We start from the raw sequence: 19,214 nt of genomic DNA on the forward strand, positions 1-19,214 counted from the left end.
TGTGACTTAGACACTCTCATGATCAGCTAGAGCGCCGTGCCCGTCCTACGTCCAAACGGCGGACACGACTTTGCCGGAACCCTGGGGCGGAGCCCCAGAAACGCAAGCAACCGCCAGCTCAACAACGCAACGCAACCACCTACGAACACGAAACCGGCGCACGCCAACGAAACAGGGAGACGACCTACGAAACGACCGCGCACACACAGAAACGGGGCAGCGGCAAGAACCACTGCCCCGCAGGCCAGGTGACCCAGAGAACGAAGGCCAGCCGGGGGACGACCGGCAAGGGGCAACACCCAACCCCGCACTGCACAACGAATCTGTGCGTTCCAAAAGAACCTGAAGGAAGTCGGGGCCTGGCGGAAGGACCCCGACCCCCTCTCTCAGACCCCTGCCAAGGGCGCGGAGGACGTGGACAAAACCTCAGCAGGGAACGCCAGCGGCAACTCCACACCAACCTCAACCAAAACCTCTCCACCCGACTCCGACAGCTCAGAGCTCTCAGACGACTCAGACCGCTCGGGTGACTCCGACGGCTCAGCAGGCCCGGACGGCTCAGAAGGACCAGGCTCAGACCGGTCACAAGGAGGCGCCGTAGGCGTAGCAGGAGTGGTAGACGGCGGAACCGGATCCTCAGACCGAGGCGCAGAGGAAACCGGCGGCACAGTAGAAGGCTCAGCCGGCGCCCCAGGAGCAGAAGTAACAGGCGGCTCAGAAGCAGGCGGCCCAGGCACCACACTCGACGACGTGACCACCGGCGAGGAGGTGTCCGAAGAGGACGGTGAAACAGGATCCTCCCAAGGAGGCTCCGGCTCATTCCGCCCAGCAGCAGAAGGCTTGGCAGCCCCAACCTGCACAGTCTCGGTAACGGTGGAAACCGCAACCCGAGTAGCCGTAGCCGTGGCAAGACGAGCAGCCCGAACCTCCCGAGCCTGCCCTTCCAGCACAACGGTTTCAGTGACGGTGGACAAGGTGGTGCCGGTCTCGAACGGCTCCGTCCACCACTGCGACGTCGGACGCGACGGAGGCGGCGCGGCCAGCGGCGCCTCATCGGGCGACCCGGTCAAGGCGATCAACGCGAACATGCCGCCGAGTGCCAGAAACGGCACGACGACCACGGCCCCGAAGCATCCGCGACCGCTGCGCGGCTCTTCACGGTGACTCATCTGACGCACCCCCGAACGGTGACGACTGTTCCACTTGGTTGATCGTCCACATGGAACAGTCCGTCACAGTTCTTTAGTCACACGATGGGGTGTTCACGCCAGCGGCGGCAACTCCGGAGCGTGAGCAGCTGGTGAAGATGAAAGGCTTTCCAGAGCCAACGAAACGGCCTTCTCGAGCTGCGGGTCGCGACCGGAAACGCGGTCGGACGGGGTCATGACCACCTCGATGTCCGGGTCGACACCGTAGTTCTCCACCGCCCACCCGTGGCCCTCGAACCACGACGCGTACCTCGGTTGGGTGACCATGGTGCCGTCGACCAGCGAGTAGAGCATGTCGATGCCGATGACACCGCCCCACGTCCGGACGCCGACGACGGGCCCGATCCCCAGTTCCTTGATGGCCACGTTGACGATGTCGCCGTCCGAGCCCGCGTACTCGTCAGCCACCGCCACGACCGGGCCGCGCGGCGCGTCCTGCGGGTACGACTCGGACGCCGTGTATCCGCGAGCCACCGACCAGCCGATGACCTTGCGGCCGAGCTTTTCGATGACGAGCTGCGAGGTGTGGCCGCCGCCGTTCTCGCGTACGTCCAGGACGAGGGCTTCTCGCGCCAGCTCCACGCGCAGGTCGCGGTGCAGCTGGGCCCAGCCGGCGCCCATCATGTCCGGCACGTGCAGGTAGCCCACACGGCCGCCTGACTGCGCGTGTGTGAACGCACGCCTGTTGGCCACCCAGTCGTGGTAGCGCAGCGGCTCCTCGTCAGCCAGAGGCACAACAACGACCCGACGCAGCTCGCCACCACCAGCAGGCCGCACTGTCAGCTCGACGGGCTTGCCCGCGGTACCCACCAGCAACGCACTGGGACCGGCCAGACCAACCGGACGGCCATCAACGGCCACGATCGCGTCACCCGCGCGCACGGCCACACCAGGCGCGGCCAGTGGCGAACGGGCGTGCGGGTCGGACGTCTCGCCGGGGATCACACGACCAACGACCCACGAGTCCCCGTCACGAACCAGATCAGCGCCCAGCAGACCCTGACGGCGGGAGGCGGGCACCCGAGGCGACTCGCCCCAGACGTAGGCGTGCGAGGTGCCGAGCTCGCCCTGCACCTCCCACAGCAGGTCGACCAGGTCGTCGTGGCTGCCCACCTGGGCCACCAGCGGCCGGTAGCGCTCCAGTTCGCCCTGCCAGTCGACGCCGCCCATGTCGGTGCGCCAGAAGTGGTCGCGCATGAGCCGCCCGTTCTCGGCGTACATCTGCGCCCACTCGGCGGCGGGATCGATCACGACCCGCACGCGCGACAGGTCGATCTCCACGTAGTCGGCTGAGTCCTCGTCGGTCTTGCTGTCGGACGGCACCACCCGCAGGTCACCGCGGTCCTCGACGACCATCCGCTTGCCGTCACCGGACACCGCAAACGCTTCCGCGCTGTCCGCCAGGCACTCGGTCTTCCGCTTCGCGAAGTCGAACCGCTCCAGCACGGTGCGCGGCGGCCGCGCGTCCGGCGATGCCAGGTTGTCGCCCAGCACGCCGAGCAACGGCCGGCGCAACCACAACAACCCGCCGCGAGCGGCCTTCAACGAGAAGTAGTCGGCAGCCGCGACGGGCACCGCCACAACGCGGTCGGCAAGGCCCTCGATGTCGACCTTCGTGGTCGACGGCTTCTCGTCCTCGTCGTCGGAGTCCTTGTCCTCGTCACCGACCGGGCGTCCGCCGTACATCGGGGCGAACGGCGACGGCGTCGTGGCCGCCAACGGCACGAGGTGCGGGCGGCAGCCGGTGGGGAACGACAGGTCGAACACGTGCGCGTCGTAGACGGGGTCGAACGTGCGAATCGACAGGAACGCCAGGTACTTGCCGTCCTCGGTGAAGGTGGGCGCGAAGTCGGCGAAGCGCAGCGGTGTCACGTCCACAACGGACAGATCAGCGGCGTTCACCATCTTGATGTGCCGCAACGGAATCGGTCCGGGATGCGACCACGCCAGCCAGGACGAGTCCGGCGAGAACGCGAGGTGGGTGATGTGCGCGTTCGCCCCGCGAACGACCTCACGCACCTCACCAGAAGCGATGTCCACCAACAACAACCGGCCGTCGTGCGTGGCAACGGCAACGCGCGAACCATCGGGTGCGGCAGCCAGCGACATGACCCGGCCGAGCTGACCGGATGCGACGCGACGCGCGGTGTTGCCCGGCTCGACGCCGCCGACCGGCGCGATCTCCAGTGCTTCCTCGCCCTCGACGTCCGTCACCCACACCACGTGATCGGTCTCGCCGAGCACCTTCGGCAGCCGCGCGCGGACGTCCGAGCGGTCGGCCAGCACGCGCACGGGACCATCGCGATGCGTCACCCAGTGCACGGAACCGCGCACCTCGACGGCCGAGGCGCGGCCGGTGTGGTCGACGCTGAACGACTCGATGTTGCCGGAAGCCTTGACGTGGCGCGGTTGCAGGCCGGTGCGCGGCCCGCCCAGCTTGATGTCGAGCTTGCGCAGGTCCGACAGGCCTTCCAGCAGCCACAGCTCGCCGGCCTGGTGGAAGATCACCCGCGAACCGTCGCTGGAAGCGTTGCGCGCGTAGAACTCTCCGGCCGTGTGGCGACGCAGGTCGGTGCCGTCCGGCAGCACCGAGTACACGCTGCCGACACCCTCGTGGTCGGACAGGAACGCGATCCGCCCGTCGACCCACATCGGGTTCGTCAGCGACGATTTCAGGTCGTCGAGAATCCTGGCGAACTCGCCCTCACCGGCGAGATCCACCCACAGCTTGCCCGCGGTGCCGCCCCGATAACGCTTCCAGGACGCGGGTTCCTGCATGTAGCTCGACGACGTGACGACCTGCCCGTCCGGTCCGAACGAGACGTCGTTGACCCACCCGAACGGCAGCACCTCGGACGGTCCGCCGTCCAGCGGAACGGCGTGCGCATGCTTGCGGTTGCGGGACATCTGCCCGGTGGTGGACACGGCGAGCACTCGCCCATCCGGCGTCCACCCGGACACGGCCGTGCGGCTCACACCCCAGTGCGTCAATCGGCGTGCGGGACCACCGTCCACAGGCGCCACCCGGACTTCCGGGGCGCCGTCGATCACGCTGGCCCACGCGAGATGCGTGCCGTCAGGGGAGAACCGCGGCGAGCGAGCCGGAACCTGGTCAGCGGACGCGCGCCAGGCCCTTCCTCCGTCGACGGGCGCGAGCCAGACGTCGTCCTCGGCCACGAACGTCACCAAGTCACCGCGAAGGTGCGGATACCGCAGGTAAGTCACGTGATCGACGTTAGCCCACGTTCACCGATTCAGGAGGGCCAAAAACGCCGCCAGTCCCGAGCATCGAGAGAATCCAGCCCTTCTGCCCGTGCCTTCGCCTCCGCCAGACGGACATTCGCGGCGAAACGGCGGCAGACCTGGCGGAGCTCCGTCTCCGGATCCTCACCACCGAGCTTGGCCAAGGCCGTCACGGCGAACAACGTCGTGCCGGTGTCGTCGCCCTCGGGCAGCAGATCGACGGGGAAGCCCGCACGTTTGGTGCGCTGCACCAGCTTCGCGGCCAGCGCGACAGCCGGCTGACCGAGCGCGACACCGTCCACACTGGACTCACGGCGCTTCTCGGCCTGCTTCAGCTCCTCCCACCGGTGCTGCTGCGAGGTCGCGTCGTGCACGGCAGGATCGTGGCCCTCGAAGACGTGCGGATGACGGCTGACGAGCTTGGCCACCAGTTCAGACGCGACGGCATCGATGTCGAACGGATCACCGGGATCCTCCGCCGCGACGCGAGCGTGGAACAGCACCTGGAGCAGGACATCGCCCAGCTCCTCACGCATCGCGGCGCGGTCGCCGTCCTCGATCGCCTCCAGCAGCTCGTAGGTCTCCTCGAGCAGGTACTGGCGCAACGACAGGTGGTCCTGCTCCGCGTCCCACGGACATCCGCCGGGCGAACGCAGCCGGTGCATCACGGCGGCCGCGTCGAGCAACGCGGCGCCCATCGGCTCCGGCGTCGTGATCACCTCGGCGTCCGGGTACGCGGACGCGTCGGTCGTGATCACCACCGCGCCGTCCTCCACGACGGCGGGCGCTGGCCCGTCGACTCCCAGCGAGGACCAGAACTCCAGTGGCACGCCCTCGCCCGCGTAGACGGCCTTGGCCGAACGCAACGCGGGCAGGGCGGCAGCGGGCAGCACGGCGTCGAGCCGCTCGCTCAGGACGACGACGGTGATCAAGACTTGTTCTTGGCCGCGGTCACACCGACGAAACCGGCCCTCTCGCCGGAGACGGCGACGACGGTCGCGTCGGTCGGGTCCCACACGCCGTAGCGGGGGTTGACCTCGATCGACAGGTCGGCGGCCAGGTACTGGGCGATCCGCAGGCCGAACGCGGCGAGCAGGCGCGGGTCGATGCGCTCGGTCAGGTCGTCCTCACCGGGCACCGGCGAGACCTTGTTGCGCTCCTTGACCAGTGCGACCATCCAGCTGGACTGCTGCTCGTCGGCGGGGAAGGCGACGACGGTGCCGGGCTTCACGCCCCACAGCATCGTGTGCACCAGCGACGGGTTCTCGGTGACGCGCACCTTCTGGTTCGTCGCCGACGCCTGCTGGCCACCGGTGGTGCGCGGGGCCTCCTGCACGAACCGCGACATCTTCGAGGAGTCGGCCGCGACCTCGGCGGCCTTCTCCTTCGCTTCCTTCGGGTCCTTGACCTGGAAGAAGTCGATCACGACCTCGAGCGTGGAGAGGTTGCGGCGGGCCAGCTCACCCATCACCAGCACGTCGCGCTGACGGCGGTAGATCGTGGTGGAGTCCTGCTCGCTCTGCTTGGCGGCGGCCTCGGGACCGCCCTTCTCCTGCACCGCGTCGTACACCTTGGTCTCGTCGACCGTGATGTTCTCGCGCTGCGCCGCGTGCTCGGCGATCTTGTGCGTGATCTCGTCGGCCAGCACCAGCCGCGAGACCTGGTCGAGCTTGCCCTGGTCCTGCATCTGCTTTGCGGCAGGCTCCTTCTTGAGCACCGTCACGGTGCGGTCCTGGACGGTCTCCAGGTTGATCGCCTGGCCACCGACGATCGCGGCCGAACCGGCCTTCGCGGGCCCGGTGCCGCATCCGACAGCCGACACCGCCAGCAGCGCGGCCACACCGACCAGCGAGAAACGCTTCAGAACAGTGCTCACGAGGATCTACCCTCTCACGCCGTGGTGACCGGGGTCACGGGAGTCCCCGCCAGTGAGTCGAGGAACGCACCGCACCAGTCCAGCAGCTCCTGTCACGCAGCTGCGGTGCACCCATCCGGCCGCCTGCCGCTCCTTCTGTCGGCCTAGGCACCGTCACCGTGCCCATGGCCTGCTTGTAGACGGCCTTCGGGAACAACCGGCGCAGCCTGACCAGCTGCGAGTCGAGCAGCTCCAGCTTCGCGAACCGCACGTTCTGGCCCATCGCGATCACCTCGGTGACCCCGTGCCGGCGGCACGTGTGCCGCAGTCGGGCCACGCTGAGCAGGCGCTCGACCGGCTCGGGCGGCGTGCCGTAACGGTCCTTGAGCTCGTCCCACACGGCCTTGAGCGCGTCTTCGTCCGCAGCGGCCGCGATCTTGCGGTACGCCTCCAGCCTGAGCCGCTCACCCGGCACGTAGTCGTGCGGGATGTGCGCGTCGACCGGAAGATCGACCCGGACCTCGGCTAGCTCCTCCTCGACCTCGCCCGCGTCGGCACCGGCGTGCTTGCGGAACGCCTCGACGGCCTCGCCGACGAGCCGCACGTACAGGTCGAAGCCGACGCCCGCGATGTGACCGGACTGCTCGGCGCCGAGGATGTTGCCGGCGCCGCGGATCTCCAGGTCCTTCATCGCGACGGCCATGCCGGCGCCCAGTTCGGTGTTCTGCGCGATCGTGGCGAGCCGGTCGTGCGCGTGCTCGGTCAGCGGCGTCTCGGCCGGGTACAGGAAGTACGCGTACCCGCGCTCGCGGCCACGGCCGACACGGCCGCGCAGCTGGTGCAGCTGGGCCAGGCCGAGCAGGTCGCCGCGCTCGACGATCAACGTGTTGGCGTTGGAGATGTCCAGGCCGGTCTCGACGATCGTGGTGCAGACGAGCACGTCGTACTCGCGTTCCCAGAACCCCTGGATGAGGTGTTCGAGCTTGTCCTCGTTCATCTGGCCGTGCCCGGTGACCACGCGGGCCTCCGGCACCAGCTCGCGGATGCGCTTCGCGGCCTTCTCGATCGTCGAGACCCGGTTGTGCACGTAGAACACCTGGCCGTCACGCATCAGCTCACGGCGGATCGCGGCACCGACCTGCTTGTCGTCGTACGCGCCGACGTAGGTGAGGATCGGGTGCCGTTCCTCCGGCGGCGTCAGGATCGTCGACATCTCGCGGATGCCCGCTAGCGACATCTCCAGCGTGCGCGGGATCGGCGTGGCGGACATGGTCAGCACGTCGACGTGCGTCCGCAGCGCCTTGATGTGCTCCTTGTGCTCCACGCCGAACCGCTGCTCCTCGTCGACGATCACGAGGCCGAGGTCCTTGTACCGCACGGTCTTCTGCAGCAGCCGGTGCGTGCCGATCACGATGTCGATCTCACCGTCCGCGAGACCGTGAAGCACCTGCTCCGTCTCGGCGGGGTGGGTGAACCGGCTGAGTCCCTTGACGTTCACCGGGAACTGCCGCATGCGCTCGGCGAAGGTGTTCAGGTGCTGTTGCGCCAGCAGCGTCGTCGGCACCAGCACGGCGACCTGCTTGCCGTCCTGCACCGCCTTGAACGCCGCCCGGACCGCGATCTCCGTCTTGCCGTAGCCGACGTCACCGCAGATGACGCGGTCCATCGGGACACCGCGTTCCATGTCGGCCTTGACCTCGTCGATCGCGGCCATCTGGTCCTGCGTCTCGGTGAACGCGAACGCGTCCTCCAGCTCGCGCTGCCACGGCGTGTCACTCGCGAAGGCGTGGCCAGGGGCGCTCTGCCGGGCAGCGTAGAGCTGCACGAGCTCGGCCGCGATCTGCTTGACCGCCTTGCGCGCCTTGGACTTCGTGTTCTTCCAGTCGCTGCCGCCGAGCTTGTTCAGCGTCGGCAGCTCACCACCGACGTACCTGCTGACCTCGTCGAGCTGGTCGGTCGGGACGAACAGCCTGTCCCCCGGCTGACCACGTTTGGACGACGCGTACTCCAGAACCAGGTACTCGCGGGTGGCGCCGGCGACGGTCCGCTGGACCATCTCCACGTACTTGCCGATGCCGTGCTGCTCGTGAACCACGAAGTCGCCGGCCTTGAGCGCCAACGGATCCACCGCGTTGCGCCGCCGCGACGGCAACTTGCGCATGTCCTTCGTGGACGTTCCACCGCGGCCGCCCGTCAGGTCGGTCTCGGTGAGCACGACCAGCGCCAGGTCCGGCAGCACGAACCCGTCTTCGAGCGCGCCGCGCACGACCGTGACCGTGCTCGCTTTCGGTGCCGCGTCAAGGGATTCGACGCAGAGCGCGGAGACGTCCGCTTCCTTGAGCCGCTCCACGGCACGTTGCGCGGTACCGGCACCGGGCACGACCAGCACCGCCGCGCCACCCGTCGCGGTGTGCGCCTTGAGATCCGCGAAGGCGCGATCGACGTCGCCCTGGTAGGCCTCGACCGGCTTGACGTCGAGGTGGACCACGTCCGGCGCGTCGGTGGTGAGCTGGCTGAGCGTCCACCACGGACGGCCGTTCGCCTTGGAGCTCTCCGCGATCTCCCTGATGCTCTGGTAGGCACTGCGCCCGAGGTCGATCGGCGCCTTGCCACCGCCGGCCGCCGCCATCCAGGAGGCCTCGAGGAACTCCTGGCCGGTGCGCACCAGGTCGGCCGCGCGGGCCCGGATCTTCTCCGGGTCGTTGAGCAGCACGTGCGTGCCCTGGGGAACGACATCGGTGAGCAGCTGCAGTTCGCCGGGGCAGAGCGCGGGAATGAGCGCTTCCATGCCCTCGACCGCGATGCCGTTGGAGATCTTCTCCAGCATCTCCGCGAGATGCGCGTCCGACCGGTGCTCTTCCGCCAGGTCGGACGCACGCTGCTTGACGTCTTCGGTCAGCAGCAGCTCACGACACGGCGGCGCGACGAACTCGGAGACCTCGTCGGGCAGCGACCGCTGGTCCTGCACGGAGAACGGCCGGATCTCGCTGACCTCGTCGCCCCAGAACTCGACGCGGAACGGGTGCTCCGCGGTCGGCGGGAAGATGTCGAGGATGCCGCCGCGGGTCGCGTACTCACCGCGCTTCTCGACCATGTCGACGCGGGTGTAGGCGTTCTCGGCCAGCCGCGTGATCAGCTCGGCGAAGTCCTGCTCCTCGCCCGTTTTGAGGTGAACGGGCTTCAGCTCGCCCAGGTCCGGCGCCATCGGCTGGATGAGGCTGCGGACGGTCGTGACGAGGACCTTGATCGGGTTGCCCTCGGGATGCTTGAGCCTGCGCAACGTCTGCAGGCGCGCACCAACGGTGTCCGCGCGCGGCGAAAGTCGTTCGTGCGGCAGCGTCTCCCAGCTCGGGAAGAACACCACCTTGTCCTGACCGATGAGGTCTTTGAGGACGTTGGTCAGCTCTTCGGCCTCGCGGCCGGTGGCGGTGACGGCCAGGACCGGCCGGACCGTGGACAGGGCCGCGGTGACGAGCGGGCGGGCGGCCAGCGGACCGTCCAGCTCCAGCTCGGGCACACCGGCGGAGTCGATCAACGTGCGGAGGGCTTTGTCGGGCAGGACACCATCGAGCAGGCCGAGCAGCGGCATGTGAGAAACCCCGTCGAGTGCGGAACGCCAGACAGACCCCTGCCTGGGACGAGGGGTCTCACCACCCACCTTAGCTCGTTCCGCGACCACTTATCGGCTGGCTCTTGCGCGGCTCCAGCGGTCAAGCTGTGAGCGTGGAAATGAGAGAGATCAGGGCTGACCACGACGATCAGTCCATAGTGGTTTACCAGGCATATTCGCCGTCGATCGCCAACCCTGCCGTGGCCGCGCAACGGTTCGTGCCGCCGTTCAAGATGGAGCGGATGACGTGGATCAAGCCGTCGTTCCTCTGGATGATGTACCGCTGCGGCTACGGCCAGAAGGAAGGCCAGGAGCGAGTGCTGGCAGTGCGAATCACCCGTGAGGGCTTCGACTGGGCCGTCGAGCACGCCGTCGAGAGCAACATCAAGGGCAAGCCCGAGGTGCGGGTGCAATGGGATCCGGAACGCGGCCTGCACCACGAGGCTTTGCAGCACCGGTCCATCCAGATCGGGCTGACACGCGAAGCCGTCCGGAAGTACGTGCACGAATGGACGGTGAGCATCACCGACGTGACGACTCTTGCGCACGAGGTACACGCTGCCGTGAGGGCGAACGACCGTGACGCGGCACGCGCACTGTTGCCCGTTGAACGGCCTTACGGAACCTCCACGGCACCAAACGCATAGTTAGGACATGCGCGCACTCGTTGCTGGGTTGGTGCTGGTGGTCGCGGCGTGCTCGACGCCGGAATCAGGCGGCACCGCTCCGTCGAAGGCCCCCGCACCCACGGGCCTGAAGATCGAAGAGGTCGCCGGGGGCTTCCAGCACGCCTGGGACATCGGGTTCCTGCCCGACGGGTCGATGCTGGTCACCGAACGGCCAGGGCGGGTCAAGCTGGTCCGCAACGGCCAGGTCACTCCCGTGGACATCGATCTGACCGACGTGCAGGTGCGGGGCGAGGGCGGCCTGATGGGCCTCGTGATCCACCCGGACAACCAGCGCTTCACCATCTGCTACAACACCGTCAGGGACGTGCGGCTGGTGACGTTCCGCCTCGAAGGCGCCAAGGCGACGAAGACCAAGGACCTGGTCACCGGCATGCCCTCGAACCCGAGCGGGCGGCACTCCGGGTGCAGGCCGACGCTCGCGCCTGACGGGACGATGTTCGTCGCGACCGGGGACATCGCGCAGGCTCGCAACCCGCAGGACCGCACCAGTCTCGGCGGCAAGGTGCTGCGGATCGACCCGGAGACCGGCGAGGGCGCGAAGGACAACCCGTTCGCGAACTCGGCCAACGCCAACGAGCGCCGGATCTACACCTACGGGCATCGCAACGTGCAGGGCGTGGTGTTCCGGCCGGGCACCGACCAGATCTTCTCCGCCGAGCACGGGCCCGATGTCGACGACGAGGTCAACCTCCTGCGCAAGGGCGCCAACTACGGGTGGGACCCGTCCAAGGGCGGCACGCAGAGCAGGTACGACGAGGACGTGCCGATGACCGACCTCCAGCGGTTCCCGGACGCGGTGGCGGCGGTGTGGTCGTCCGGGACGCGGACCGAGGCGATCTGCCAGGCGGCGTTCTGGAACGGCAAGCTCGCGATCACCGCGCTCAAGGGCACGAAGCTGCTGCTGTTCACCCTCGACGACGCGGGCAAGGTGCAGAACGTCAGCATCCCCGACGAGCTCAACGACAGGTACGGACGGCTGCGCGCCGCCCGCACCGCGCAGGACGGGTCGCTCTACATCACGACGTCGAACGGGACTGACGACAAGCTGCTGAGGCTCACAGGAGGCGTGTGAGCCCTCTCAGGAACGGCTGCGCAGACGCGGCTTGTGCTCCATCGCCGACAGGCCGTTCCAGGCCAGGTTGACCAGGTGCGCCGCGACCTCGTCCTTCTTCGGCTTGCGCGCCTCGAGCCACCACTGCCCGGTCAGCGCGACCATCCCGACCAGCGCCTGCGCGTAGAGGGCGGCGAGCTTGCGGTCGTAGCCCTGCCGGGCGAAGTGCAGGCCGAGGATGTGCTCGACCTGCGAGGCGATGTCGTTGAGCAACGACGAGAACGTGCCGGAAGTCGAAGCGACGGGCGAGTCCCGCACCAGAATGCGGAACCCGTCCGTCGAGCCCTCGATGTAGTCGAGCAGCGCACAGGCAGCGTGTTCCAGCAGCTCACGTGGGTGGCTGCCGCCGTCCAGCGCTGTCACGATCTGGTCCATCAAGCGCTGCATTTCACGGTCGACAACGACGGCGTAAATGCCTTCCTTGCCACCGAAGTGCTCGTAGACGACGGGCTTCGACACGCTCGCGCGGTGCGCGATCTCCTCGATTGAGGTGGCTTCGAAGCCCTTCTCGGCGAACAGGGCGCGGGAGACGTCCAGGAGCTGCTCTCGGCGTTCCTTGCCCGTCATCCTGACCCTGGCCACCAAGTCAGCCTACGGGTGGTCCTTCTTGGCACTGATCCTGGCCAGGCGCTGCTCGCTCGGCCAGCGCACGTGCGTCGCCCAGCCGAACTTCTCGAACAGCCAGATCAGCCGGGCCGAGGTGTCGATCTGCCCGCGCTTGACGCCGTGGCGCGCTGAGGTCGGGTCGGCGTGGTGCAGGTTGTGCCACGACTCGCCGAAGCTCAGGATCGCCAGCGCCCAGACGTTGGCGGAGCGGTCACGCGCGGCGAACGGGCGGTCGCCGACCGTGTGGCAGATCGAGTTGACCGACCACGTGACGTGGTGCAGGAACGCGACGCGGACCAGGCCGGCCCAGAAGAACGCGGTGACGCCGCCCCACACGGACCACGTCAGGAGCCCGCCCAGCACACCGGGCGCGAGGAGCGAGATCGTCGTCCACGTCACGAAGTGCTTGTCGACCCACACGATGTCCTTGTCGGCCATCAGGTCGGGGGCGAAGCGCTTGTGGTTGGTCTTGTCACGCTCGAACAGCCAGCCCATGTGGGCGTGCCAGAAACCCTTGGCCAGCGCCGCGGGGCCGGTGCCGAACAGCCACGGCGAGTGCGGGTCGCCCTCGCGGTCCGAGAACGCGTGGTGGCGGCGGTGGTCGGCGACCCAGTCGATGACCGGGCCCTGCAGCGCCATCGAGCCCGCAATCGCGAGGCCGATCTTCAACGCGCGGTTGGCCTTGAACGAGCCGTGGGTGAAGTAGCGGTGGTAGCCGATCGTCACCCCGAGCCCGGAGAGGTAGTAGAAGGCGACGAAGAGCGCTACATCGACCCAGCCGAGGCCCCAGCCCCAGGCGAAGGGAACGGAAGCCAGCAAGGCGAGGAAAGGAACGATGACGAACACATACACACCGAACTGCTCGGCGTGACTGCGCTGCCCGTCGATCAACGGCTTGGGGCCCTGGTCGGTGGACCGGTCCATCGTCGTGGTCATACGGATACCTCTGGGTTCGGGGGGATTTTGTCGTACCTACGGAACCGTAACTTACGGTAGCGTAAGTTAGGTCAGCCTACTTCGCCAGACCCGCGTGGAAACTCACCGGCAGTTCTCAGGTTCGTCGCGCTGTGTCGCCTGGAATCGAGACGGTGACGCGGCATCATCTGAAGATGGCCAGACGCAAGATCATCCGGATCACCGCGACCTCATTGCTCGCCCTGCTCGTGCTGGTCACGGTGGCTCTGGGCGGTGTCGGCTGGTACTACAGCGGCGAGTTGCTCGAACCGGAGGAAGTGCCGCAGCGCTACCCGGAGACCTCGCTCGGCGTGGACGACAAGAACGTCGTGCTCGCCGAATCCAAGCTCACCCTGCAACGCGGCACGTTCGGCATCGTCTGGCCAGGCGGCGCCGCGAAGGTCGGCGACATCGCCGCGAACGGGGACGGCCGCGTCAAACGCCCGCTGCTGGATGGCACCGCACCGCCGGACGGCACCAAGGTGCGCATCGAGACCGACATCTACGAGGGCGACCCGAAGACCGCGCTCGGCCTGGTTCACAGCGAGGTCAGGGTGCCTTCCGAACTCGGCGAGATGCCCGCCTGGTTCGTGCCGGCGGCCGACAACGACACCTGGGTCATCACCGTGCACGGGCGGGGCGCGTCGCGCGAGGAAGCGCTGCGCGTGGTTCCTCAACTGCACAGTGCAGGATTGCCCGTTCTGCTGATCACCTACCGCAATGATGTCGGCGCGCCCGCTTCCCCTGACGGCCTCTACCACCTCGGCGACACCGAGTGGCGCGACGTCGAGGCAGGGATCAAGTACGCCCAATCGCAGGGCGCGCAGAAGGTCGTGCTCTACGGCTGGTCGATGGGCGGTGCGATCGTCGGCCAGACCCTGGCCCGCTCCGGTGTCGCGGCCGCCGTCACCGGCGTGGTGCTCGACTCCCCCGTCACGAACTGGACGCAGACGCTGAACCTGCAGGCGGAGAACCGGGGCGTGCCGACCTGGCTCACGCCCGTCGCCGAGCTGGTGTCCGGCTGGCGCGCCGGAATCGACTTCGACAGGTTCGACCTGGTCCGCAACCCACCCGCGTTGAAACCGCCGACGCTGCTGTTCCACGGCTCGGAGGACGGAACGGTGCCCACCCAGTCGTCGCGCGACCTGGCGACGGCGGCGAGCGGGCTCGGGTGGCCGCTGCAGTACGTGGAGATCCCCGGCGCCGACCACACTTCGGGATGGAATGTGGCGACCGACACGTACCGGGGCGCGCTCGCCGACTTTCTGACCAGGTCAATCGGCACCAAGCCGTGATCTTGAACTGAGCCGGATGAGTGGTGGTTGGACAACAGGAGGACGTCTCGTGACAACATGTGCGCAGGGCGGGCGCGAGTTCGCCCATTCCGCCATGGTGTAAAGGCAGCACCTCGGATTTTGGTTCCGATGGTCCAGGTTCGAATCCTGGTGGCGGAGCAGGGCACGAGTCAGTGCGGTCTTTGGGAGGTGCGAAGCTGCCCGAGGAAACGGTCGACGAGCAGGGCAACGTGGGCCACCGCCACCACGAGATGTCCGACGCGTGGCTGGTGGGCCGCGCGAGCGAGCTTGTCGCCGTGGCCCAGAGCAGCCACCTCGCCGCTCAGCTGGACGCGGCTTCCGAGATCGACCACATCCTCGCCGAGGCGCAGGGCCGCGGCGAGCCCCGCATCGTCGCGCAGCTGCTGAGAGCCGCGGCCGTGGTCCGGTTGGTGACGCCGGGGCTGGTCGACATGTCGGACCCGCAGCTCGACGAGATGCTCGCCCACTGCCGCCGCCACGGCCTGATCGTGCTGGAGGCGGACGCGCGGGCGTTGCGCGGACGCCGGTTCCTGCTGGGCAACGCCGAGGACAAGGCGCTGACCGAGATCGCCGCGGCGCTCGCGATGATGCTCGACGAGGAACCCGAGACCGACCCGGTCTTCGACAAGCGGATCTGGGACCAGCTCCTCGCCACGACGCTGCAGGACATCGCGCTCGTGCTCACCCAGCTCGGCGTCTACGAGATGGCTGACGACGTGCTGGCCGGCGCCAACAACGCGCTGCGCGAGAGCGGCCAGCCACACCAGATCTACGTGCACCTCGTGAACAGGGCCCGGTTGCGGATCGGCTGGGGCCTGCGGCTCGAACGGGTGAATCTCCACGACGCCGCGCACGAGCAGTTCAAGGTGGCCTCCGGGCTCGCCGAGGCCGCCGAGGTGCCGTTCCGGCAGTCGCTGCACCCCGGCCGGCGGGACCTCGACGCCGCGGAGCAGGTGCCGATCCTCGGTGCCGCCCACGCGTTGACCCACCCCAGCGAGGGCCACCTCGACCGGTTGTGGTCGTTGCGCGGCCTGTCGATGTACGCGCGGGAGCTGATCATCGTCGCGATCGCGCTGGCCAGGTGCCTGGTCGAGGCGAACCGGCTGGACGACGCGCTGAAGGTGCTCGACGACACGCGCACGCAGATGGAGCACGACACGTCGGAACCGTCGCTGGTGCTGTCGCTGGAGCGGGAGTACGCGCACCTGTGCGGTCCCCACACGATGTCCGCGCTGGAGGCGTACAACTCGGCGCTGGAGCTGGAGCTGTGGCAGATGCGGGAGTCCCGCGTGGCCACGTTGATGACGCGCCGCGAACACGAACGACTGACGCGCGCGCACGGCGCGATCGCGCAGCAGGCGTTGCAGGACCCTCTGACCGGGCTGCCGAACCGGCGGGCGCTCGACGACAAGATGAGCGAGCTCATCGCCGGTCAGGTCGACCCGTTCTCCATCGCGCTGGTCGACCTCGACGGGTTCAAGGGCGTGAACGATCGGCATTCACATGCCGACGGTGATGATGTTCTTCGGGTGATTGCCAGCACACTCCGGCAGGCCCTGCGGGGTGACGACATGGTGGCCCGCTACGGCGGCGACGAGTTCGTCGTGCTGCTGCCGGGAGCCCCTCTGCACGCCGCGGAGGCAGCACTCGGCCGGGCAGTGGATGCCGTGGCAGGCCTGCCAATCGACCTCTCCCGAGGGGTGACGCTGTCGGTCGGCGTCATCTCGTTGCGCCCCCGCGAATCCGCCAACCAGGCCCTGTCCCGGGCCGACTCGGCGATGTACGTGGCGAAGCGCCAGGGTGGCTGCCAGGTTGCGGCCGTGGCAGGGGAGCCGTCCGCGGAGGCTTAGGCTGGTCCGCGGACTTCGAACCACCCAGCCTGTTAGGGAGAGCATTGATGCTCGAGGGCCCTGTCAGCACTGTCGTGCTCGCCGCCGGGGAAGGCACCCGCATGCGGTCGTCCACGCCCAAGGTGCTGCACCGGATCGCCGGACGCTCACTCGTCGAACACGCGGTGCGCGCGGCGGCCGGCACAGACCCCGACCACCTGGCCGTCGTCGTCGGCCATGGCCGTGAAGCCGTCACCGGGCATCTCGAGTCACTGGCCGAGGCGCTCGGCCGCAAGGTCACCGTCGCGGTGCAGTCCGAGCAGAAGGGCACGGGGCACGCAGTCTCGTGCGGCCTGGCCGAACTGCCGCACGACCTGGGCGGCACCGTAATCGTGAGCTACGGCGACGTGCCGTTGCTCGACACCCAGACGTTCAAGGCGCTCCTCGCCGAGCACGCGTCGGCGGGCAACGCGGTGACCGTGCTGACGGCCGTGGTGGAGAACCCCACCGGATACGGCCGGATCGTCCGCGACGCCGACGGCTCCGTGCAGCGGATCGTCGAGCAGAAGGACGCCTCCTCCACGGAACAGCTGATCAACGAGATCAACTCCGGCGTCTACGCGTTCGACGCGGCGGTGCTGCGCGACGGCCTGTCGCGGTTGTCCACCGACAACGCGCAGGGCGAGCTCTACCTCACCGACGTGCTGGGCATCGCCCGCGGCGACGGCCTCAGGGTGGGCGCGCTGATCGCGTCCGACCCGTGGCTGGTCGAGGGCATCAACGACCGCGTGCAGCTCGCCGCCGTCGGCGCCGAGATGAACCGCCGCATCGTCGAGGGCCTGATGCGCTCCGGCGTGACCTTCGTCGACCCTGCCTCGGCCTGGATCGACGCCGACGTGACCGTGGGCCAGGACGCGCTGATCGAGCCGAACGTGCAGCTCCGCGCAGGAACGGTGATCGGCCCCCGCGCGGTCGTCGGCCCGGACACGACGCTGTCCAACGTGGCCGTCGGCTCCGGCGCCTCGGTCGTGCGCACCCACGGCAGCGACTCGGTGATCGGCGACAACGCCACCGTCGGCCCGTTCGCCTACCTGCGCCCCGGTACGTCCCTGGGCGTGAAGGGCAAGATCGGCACGTTCGTGGAGACCAAGAACGCCCAGATCGGCGAAGGTTCGAAGGTCCCCCACCTCTCGTACATCGGCGACGCCACGATCGGCGATCACAGCAACATCGGCGCAGCATCGGTGACCGTCAACTACGACGGGGTCAACAAGCACCGCACGGTCGTCGGATCCCACTGCCGCACCGGCTCGGACAACATGTTCGTGGCCCCCGTGACCGTGGGCGACGGCGCCTACACCGGCGCGGGCACCGTCCTGCGCCGCAACGTCCCACCGGGCGCGCTGGCCGTGTCCGGAGGCCCGCAGCGCAACCTCGAAGGCTGGGTCATCAGCCGCCGTGAAGGAACCGCCGCGGCTCAGGCAGCGGCAGCCGCCCTCGCGAAGCAGAATGACGAGAAGACAGAGGAGGGGCGCTGACCGTGAACCCGCAGATGCCCGGCACACCGAAGAAGAACCTGATGCTCTTCGGCGGGCGTGCCTACCCGGAGCTGACGGAAGAGATCGCGAAGCACCTCAACGTCACGGTGACCCCGCAGCAGGCCTACGACTTCGCCAACGGCGAGATCTTCGTCCGCTTCGAGGAGTCGGTACGCGGCTGCGACGCCTTCGTCATCCAGTCCCACACCGCGCCCATCAACCAGTGGCTGATGGAACAGCTGATCATGGTCGACGCCCTGAAGCGCGCCTCGGCCAAGCGCATCACCGTGATCATGCCGTTCTACCCGTACAGCCGCCAGGACAAGAAGCACCGCGGCCGCGAGCCCATCTCGGCCCGCCTGGTGGCCGACCTCTTCAAAACCGCGGGCGCCGACCGCCTGGTCTCAGTCGACCTGCACACGGCCCAGATCCAGGGCTTCTTCGACGGCCCGGTCGACCACCTGTGGGCGATGCCCCTGCTGGCCGACCACATCCGCAGCAAGTACGCGGGCCACGAGATCACCGTCGTCTCCCCCGACTCAGGCCGCACCAAGCTGGCAGAGAAGTGGGCCGACACCCTGGGCGGCGCCCCCATCGCCTTCATCCACAAGACCCGCGACCCGCTCCGCCCCAACGAGGTCGTCTCGAACCGCGTGGTCGGCAAGGTCCAGGGCCGCCTCTGCATCGTGATCGACGACATGGTCGACACCGGCGGCACCATCGCGGGCGCGGTGAAGCAACTCCTCAACGAGGGCGCAGCCGACGTGGTGATCGCCGCCACGCACGGCATCCTCTCCGGCCCGGCAACCGAACGCCTGCAGAACTCAGGCGCCCGCGAGGTCGTGTTCACCGACACGCTGCCGATCCCGGCAGAGAAGCGGTTCCCGAACATGACCGTCCTGTCGATCGCTCCGCTGCTGGCACGGGTGATCCAGGAAGTGTTCGAGGACGGCTCCGTCACCTCACTGTTCGACGGCAACGCCTGATCCAGCCAGACCCCATCGGGGGCCTTCCCAGTCCGTTCCGGGCAAGGAAGGCCCCCGCTGTGCTTTCCGCGAAGCCGGAGGCAAGCGGCGACGGCGGAGGCAAGCGGCGACGGCGGAGGCAAGCGGCGACGGCGGAGGCAAGCGGCGACGGCGGAGCCGAGCCGACCGCTTTTCACACACAACGCGGGTGGGGTGGTCCCGTCACGAGTCGTACCGACGCGTTGTGCCGCGCCCGAGGGGATAGGTCAAGTCGACACGCTTTTCGTCGA

12 protein-coding genes, 1 tRNA gene and 1 pseudogene are annotated in these 19,214 nt (G+C 68.4%); 8 read left to right on the top strand and 6 right to left on the bottom strand.

Translation table 11 applies throughout. The annotated features are described in order from the left end of the window. Positions 1-960: 960 nt before the first annotated feature. Positions 961-1,164 (top strand): hypothetical protein, encoded by a 204-nt coding sequence (locus tag FXN61_RS33385; RefSeq protein WP_167977950.1) that lies wholly within the window; start codon positions 961-963, stop codon positions 1,162-1,164. 98 nt (positions 1,165-1,262) lie between these two features. Here the strand turns inward: FXN61_RS33385 and FXN61_RS33390 are convergent, their stop codons facing one another. From FXN61_RS33390 to mfd, 4 genes and pseudogenes are all read right to left on the bottom strand, one after another. After that, positions 1,263-4,433 (bottom strand): S41 family peptidase, encoded by a 3,171-nt coding sequence (locus tag FXN61_RS33390; protein ID WP_167977951.1) that lies wholly within the window; start codon positions 4,431-4,433, stop codon positions 1,263-1,265. 29 nt (positions 4,434-4,462) lie between these two features. Next, the gene (locus FXN61_RS33395; RefSeq protein ID WP_167977952.1) at positions 4,463-5,383 is read right to left on the bottom strand and encodes a nucleoside triphosphate pyrophosphohydrolase; all 921 of its coding nucleotides are present in this window, start codon (positions 5,381-5,383) and stop codon (positions 4,463-4,465) included. Further along, positions 5,380-6,327, bottom strand: coding sequence for a hypothetical protein (locus tag FXN61_RS33400; RefSeq protein ID WP_167977953.1), 948 nt, complete (start codon positions 6,325-6,327; stop codon positions 5,380-5,382). Before FXN61_RS33400 ends, FXN61_RS33395 begins: the two co-directional genes overlap by 4 nt. A 14-nt stretch (positions 6,328-6,341) precedes the next feature. After that, positions 6,342-9,895: pseudogene (gene mfd / locus FXN61_RS33405) on the bottom strand (transcription-repair coupling factor). A gap of 140 nt (positions 9,896-10,035) precedes the next feature. Between mfd and FXN61_RS33410 the strand changes: the two are divergent. Continuing rightward, complete coding sequence (locus FXN61_RS33410; protein WP_167977959.1) at positions 10,036-10,563, top strand: DUF4291 domain-containing protein; 528 nt, start codon at positions 10,036-10,038, stop codon at positions 10,561-10,563. A gap of 7 nt (positions 10,564-10,570) precedes the next feature. Beyond that, a complete protein-coding gene (locus tag FXN61_RS33415) occupies positions 10,571-11,677 on the top strand; it encodes a PQQ-dependent sugar dehydrogenase (protein WP_167977954.1) in 1,107 nt (368 codons plus the stop codon). 6 nt (positions 11,678-11,683) lie between these two features. Here FXN61_RS33415 and FXN61_RS33420 read toward each other — a convergent pair whose 3' ends face one another. Beyond that, positions 11,684-12,283 carry a TetR/AcrR family transcriptional regulator gene (locus tag FXN61_RS33420; RefSeq protein WP_167977960.1) on the bottom strand — a complete coding sequence of 200 codons (600 nt, stop codon included), beginning with the start codon at positions 12,281-12,283 and terminating at the stop codon, positions 11,684-11,686. Between the two features lie 24 nt (positions 12,284-12,307). Next, entirely contained in the window at positions 12,308-13,258 is a 951-nt protein-coding gene (locus FXN61_RS33425) for an acyl-CoA desaturase (protein WP_167977955.1), read from the bottom strand. A gap of 173 nt (positions 13,259-13,431) precedes the next feature. Between FXN61_RS33425 and FXN61_RS33430 the strand changes: the two genes are divergently transcribed. The 5 genes from FXN61_RS33430 (at position 13,432) to FXN61_RS33450 (ending at position 18,945) form a co-directional block, all read left to right on the top strand. Beyond that, entirely contained in the window at positions 13,432-14,571 is a 1,140-nt protein-coding gene (locus tag FXN61_RS33430; RefSeq protein WP_167977956.1) for an alpha/beta hydrolase family protein, read from the top strand. A gap of 88 nt (positions 14,572-14,659) precedes the next feature. Beyond that, positions 14,660-14,730, top strand: a tRNA-Gln gene (locus tag FXN61_RS33435). Positions 14,731-14,744: 14 nt separating this feature from the next. Then, positions 14,745-16,442, top strand: a complete 1,698-nt coding sequence (locus FXN61_RS33440; RefSeq protein ID WP_312878174.1) for a GGDEF domain-containing protein — start codon at positions 14,745-14,747, stop codon at positions 16,440-16,442. 47 nt (positions 16,443-16,489) lie between these two features. Continuing rightward, entirely contained in the window at positions 16,490-17,959 is a 1,470-nt protein-coding gene (gene glmU / locus FXN61_RS33445) for a bifunctional UDP-N-acetylglucosamine diphosphorylase/glucosamine-1-phosphate N-acetyltransferase GlmU (RefSeq protein ID WP_167977957.1), read from the top strand. 14 nt (positions 17,960-17,973) lie between these two features. Beyond that, positions 17,974-18,945, top strand: coding sequence for a ribose-phosphate diphosphokinase (locus FXN61_RS33450; RefSeq protein ID WP_188135771.1), 972 nt, complete (start codon positions 17,974-17,976; stop codon positions 18,943-18,945). Positions 18,946-19,214: the final 269 nt, after the last annotated feature.

Source organism: Lentzea indica, from assembly GCF_012184385.1.
GTDB classification, from domain to species: Bacteria; Actinomycetota; Actinomycetes; order Mycobacteriales; family Pseudonocardiaceae; genus Lentzea; species Lentzea indica.

What these genes read in the sequence shown, in the direction of transcription:
- FXN61_RS33415 (WP_167977954.1), top strand. Translation starts at nt 10,571, where the DNA reads ATGCGCGCACTCGTTGCTGGGTTGGTGCTGGTGGTCGCGGCGTGCTCG.
- FXN61_RS33450 (WP_188135771.1), top strand. Translation starts at nt 17,974, where the DNA reads ATGCCCGGCACACCGAAGAAGAACCTGATGCTCTTCGGCGGGCGTGCC.
- FXN61_RS33425 (WP_167977955.1), bottom strand. Translation starts at nt 13,258, where the DNA reads ATGACCACGACGATGGACCGGTCCACCGACCAGGGCCCCAAGCCGTTG.
- FXN61_RS33410 (WP_167977959.1), top strand. Translation starts at nt 10,036, where the DNA reads ATGAGAGAGATCAGGGCTGACCACGACGATCAGTCCATAGTGGTTTAC.
- FXN61_RS33430 (WP_167977956.1), top strand. Translation starts at nt 13,432, where the DNA reads ATGGCCAGACGCAAGATCATCCGGATCACCGCGACCTCATTGCTCGCC.
- glmU (WP_167977957.1), top strand. Translation starts at nt 16,490, where the DNA reads ATGCTCGAGGGCCCTGTCAGCACTGTCGTGCTCGCCGCCGGGGAAGGC.
- FXN61_RS33420 (WP_167977960.1), bottom strand. Translation starts at nt 12,283, where the DNA reads ATGACGGGCAAGGAACGCCGAGAGCAGCTCCTGGACGTCTCCCGCGCC.